Origin of the sequence: Limosilactobacillus difficilis, assembly GCF_947387495.1 — a bacterium.
In the GTDB taxonomy this organism is placed as follows: Bacteria; Bacillota; Bacilli; order Lactobacillales; family Lactobacillaceae; genus Limosilactobacillus; species Limosilactobacillus difficilis.
Genome location: NZ_CANDNU010000074.1, coordinates 1 through 3,741, shown reverse-complemented (window position 1 = coordinate 3,741; position 3,741 = coordinate 1). Strand labels below are relative to the sequence as shown.

6 protein-coding genes and 1 tRNA gene are annotated in these 3,741 nt (G+C 45.4%); 2 read left to right on the top strand and 5 right to left on the bottom strand.

Going from position 1 to position 3,741, the window contains the following annotated elements:
* Positions 1-312: hypothetical protein (locus QOR82_RS08870; protein ID WP_283584381.1), on the top strand; the 312-nt coding region annotated here is incomplete at its 5' end.
* Here the strand turns inward: QOR82_RS08870 and folP are convergent.
* Genes folP through QOR82_RS08845 form a run of 5 tightly spaced genes read right to left on the bottom strand, consistent with a single transcriptional unit; the run spans position 305 to position 3,149 of the window.
* Positions 305-1,456, bottom strand: a complete 1,152-nt coding sequence (gene folP / locus QOR82_RS08865; RefSeq protein WP_283584380.1) for a dihydropteroate synthase — start codon at positions 1,454-1,456, stop codon at positions 305-307. The genes QOR82_RS08870 and folP overlap by 8 nt on opposite strands.
* 15 nt (positions 1,457-1,471) lie before the next feature.
* Positions 1,472-2,050: a GTP cyclohydrolase I FolE gene (gene folE, locus QOR82_RS08860; RefSeq protein ID WP_283584379.1), complete on the bottom strand. Its 579-nt coding sequence runs from the start codon at positions 2,048-2,050 to the stop codon at positions 1,472-1,474.
* Complete coding sequence (gene folK / locus QOR82_RS08855; RefSeq protein WP_283584378.1) at positions 2,031-2,561, bottom strand: 2-amino-4-hydroxy-6-hydroxymethyldihydropteridine diphosphokinase; 531 nt, start codon at positions 2,559-2,561, stop codon at positions 2,031-2,033. The genes folE and folK overlap by 20 nt, the downstream gene beginning before the upstream one ends.
* The gene (folB, locus tag QOR82_RS08850; protein WP_283584382.1) at positions 2,551-2,919 is read right to left on the bottom strand and encodes a dihydroneopterin aldolase; all 369 of its coding nucleotides are present in this window, start codon (positions 2,917-2,919) and stop codon (positions 2,551-2,553) included. Before folB ends, folK begins: the two co-directional genes overlap by 11 nt.
* Positions 2,920-2,936: 17 nt before the next feature.
* Positions 2,937-3,149, bottom strand: a complete 213-nt coding sequence (locus QOR82_RS08845) for a hypothetical protein (protein ID WP_283584377.1) — start codon at positions 3,147-3,149, stop codon at positions 2,937-2,939.
* A 134-nt stretch (positions 3,150-3,283) separates the two neighbouring features.
* Here QOR82_RS08845 and QOR82_RS08840 point away from each other — a divergent pair.
* Positions 3,284-3,356 (top strand) — tRNA-Arg (locus QOR82_RS08840).
* Positions 3,357-3,741 lie beyond the last annotated feature (385 nt).

Sequence of the window (3,741 nt, the reverse complement as noted above, 5' to 3'; positions counted from 1 at the left end):
AAGCTTAGTGTTTATGCTAATTTTAGTCATAAAAAAATACCCCCAAAGTCGATTTCCAACTTTGGGGGTACGCATCAGATCGTTACCAGTCGGCTCCTAATTTTTATTATCCTGGCCATCAACATTGTTATGTTGCTGTGGCAGATCAGCAGTCAGCCGATGTGGTTGTTGCTGAAAAGCATCTACCTGGTTTTCACCATCTGTATCATGGAGATTGTCTTTCGCCGCATCCGCGAAACCTTCGGCTCGCCCAACCTCAACCTAACGTTGATCTTACTTCTGATTATCTATGGTGTCTTAATAATCATTTGAAATTTTTGGAACGCGCCCAGTAACCACGTTGAATTTGATCTAACAACTGAACCAACTGGGTCGTGACCGCAACATCATGAACCCGCAAGATGCGCCCACCATGAAGGGCCATATATGTTTCCGCCACCAGCGTTGCTGGGAGGCGGTCTTTTTTAGCTAGATTAAAAAGCCGCTTGGCAAAGCCCTTCCGCGAAATTGCCACCATTAGAGGTCGGCGAAAATCGAGCAATTGATCAAGGCTGCGCATCATGGCAAAATCCTGATAACCATCCAGGTGAGCTGCGTAACCGATCCCCTCATCGAGGGCAATCCGTTCCCAAGCTACTCCACTGGCACGCAGGTCAGCCAACCGCTTGGTGAAAAACTGCCGCATATCAACCGTCAAGTTATCATAGTCATGATTAGCGGCCATATACATCGTCACCAAACCGACCGAGGAATTGGCAATCAAATGTCGCATCTCCTCATCGGCAAAGCCGTGAACATCATTAGCAATGTCGATACCGAGGCGCAATGCCGCTTTCAAGACAGGGGCTTTGTAAGTATCGACGGCAATCGCTACCGCCGGGTATCGCTCATGCAAGTACTTGATTGCAGGCGTGATGCGCCGGATCTCTTCTTCGGAACTAACTTCAGAAAAACGATCGCGGCGAGTTGATTGACCGCCGACTTCAATAACTTGTGCTCCCGCCTGCACCATTGCGGCAATGTGCTTTCGCATCGCCGTTGCTTCAATAAAACGACCGCCGTCGTAAAAAGAATCCGGCGTCACGTTTAAAATCCCGTACACGATCGGATTAGTGGTTAAATCAAAGCGAAAACGTCCCGCTTGCCAAATAATCTGATGATCATTGACGAGTTGGGCAACCGATTCAGTTAGCTCCCGGTCGTCAAAGACAGGAAGCCACTGCAATAAGACATTCAAAGCTGGCAGGGGGAGACAAAACTGGTACTGCAACCGCCCTGCGACTGTCGGAACATCCAGGCGGTCGAGCGTCTTCTTAACTGCGGCCAATTGCGAACTGTCATCAATTTGCCAGCACAGGGCCATAAGCTGCCCACTTTCGATTTTTTTGGTTAAAAAAGCCGCTGCTAGGGAACCATTAGCTCCTAGATCAGCTGGCTGAATTTCAATTATTTTCAAGGACAAAGCCCCGCTTTATAAGGACGAATGATGCGAACGAACCTGGGCCAAAAATTCTTCACGCAGAGACTGATCATGATCGAATTGCCCAGTGAATTTACTTGTATAGGTAAATTGGCCGCGTTTATTGATCCCTCGCATTTCCATACAAAGGTGGCGGGCATTGATCACTACTGCGATCCCTAATGGATTGAGCAGATCTTGCAGTTCACGGACCAAATCAATCGTAACTTGTTCCTGCATTCCTGGTCGGTGGGTCACGTAGTCCACCAGCCGCGGTATTTTTGAAAGACCAATCACCTGACCATTGCGGGGAACATAGGCAACGCTAATCTCACCAAAAAATGGTAACAAATGGTGCTCACAGAGTGAGTAAAATGGAATTTGCTGAACGGTGACCATCCGTGGACTGTCCGCCACGTGAAAAATTTTGTAATTTGTAAAGTCTTCCGGGCGGTGGCCAATTGAGGAAGCCACTTCCGCATACATCCGGGCAACCCGTGCCGGTGTTTCTTTCAATCCCGGCCGTTGCGGGTCTTCACCGATCGCTTTCAAAAGCTGTGTGACGGCATTCTCAATTGCCTGCTGGTCCATCAAAATCCAATCCCCTCTCCAATTGTTTAATCCAATGATGATCATCCGTCTGCTTTAATAGTTGCTGAACTTGCGCCTGCATGGTTGAATCATCAGCAGTAATGTCGAGCAGTGGCTGTAAAACAAAGCGCCGGTGCGGAATCTGCGGGTGTGGCACCTTTAAGGTCGGCAAATCAATCACGGCATCGTCGTAATAGAGCAGGTCAAGATCGATCGTCCGCGGTCCCCAATGAATTATCCGTTTGCGATGCAAGCTTTGTTCGATTACGTGCAGCCAATTCAACAATTCTAAAGCCGTCAAACGCGTCCCAAGTGCCGCCGCAATATTATAGAAATTGCGCTGGATGACGCCACCTACTGGTTCCGTCACATAAATAGGCGAAACAGCAACTAGCTCGTTTTCCGGCAACCGATTCAGTAATTGAACTGCTCGTTGCAGATTGTGTTGGCGATCCCCAATATTGGTACCAATGCTGAGATAGGCCCGCTTCACGAAACTGCTACTCTTCATCTTGTTTGCCACCTACTTCAATTTCAACGTTATCGTAGGCGCCAGCCATTGGCACCCCGTATTTGCGAATCCGCAATTTGATTCCCTTAGCCTCCCGATAGCTGGTCAGCAAATAATGGAGCAGATGATTTGCCAAGCTTTCGATTAGTTTATAAGAATGCTGTTCAATAAATTGTTGAATGCTGTGATAAACATCAGCATAAGAAATCGTTTCATCTAACTCATCGTGTTGAACTTTTTGTTCAATCGGATAATTCAATTCTACATCGATTTCCAGTTTTTGTCCCAATTTGCGCTCTTCAGGATAAACACCATTGTGACCATAAGCAACCATGTTGTTAATTCGAATGCAGCCGATGGAGATCACCCCTCACGTTATTTGTCTTTGGCATTAAGGTTACCGGTAATCTGGGACACGCTGAGAACCAGATCTTCATAATATGACTTCGTAACGGTCTTACCGTCCTCCTTCGTCTGCAGTACCCAGACGTGCTTGGTTTCGTCAAAAAACAGGTTGCCAAAAAACTGGCCATCTACTTGAACTTTATAGTGCTGGTTTGGTCCGTTAACCAATGAAACATTCTTCATTTGAGTTAGCCTCCTATCATCTTTCCTGATATATCATAGCACCTTTTGAAATGACTTTGGGAAGCGAAGCTCTTGATTTTTCATCGTCGTTTGTGAAACGTATGTTATAATAAAACCGTAAATTCCTCTTAGTCGCCTGATTAGTGTAACGGATTAGCACGTCGGTCCTCGGAACCGAAGATCAGAGTTCGAACCTCTGGTTGGGCATTTATAACTGTCACTGATTACTTTAGAGGAACATAGGGCCCCATAAGGGCCCCTTTTTTTATTCCCTGCCAATTGACCTGAGGACAAAAAAGGCCTTCTATATACAAACTAATTTTACAGTAAAAAGAAAGGACTCCGATAAGGAATCCTTTAACATCTTTCCTCCTCGACAGGCATTTTACTTGATAATGGACGTCAAAACACATATTTTATTATAATAATTTTTTAAATCATGTGTATCATTTGTGTGCCAATATCTAAAAAGTGCTGTTTTTTGTTTTTGATTTCTAGATCTTGATTAACTGGACAATCTAAATTTCAAGAATAAGTTAGCCACTAAGCTGAAATAAATAGCACTGACCAATTAATTATTGGTTGATGAGAA

Coding starts and splice junctions, on each gene's coding strand:
- QOR82_RS08845 (WP_283584377.1), bottom strand. CDS start 3,149: ATGAAGAATGTTTCATTGGTTAACGGACCAAACCAGCACTATAAAGTT.
- folK (WP_283584378.1), bottom strand. CDS start 2,561: ATGAAGAGTAGCAGTTTCGTGAAGCGGGCCTATCTCAGCATTGGTACC.
- folE (WP_283584379.1), bottom strand. CDS start 2,050: ATGGACCAGCAGGCAATTGAGAATGCCGTCACACAGCTTTTGAAAGCG.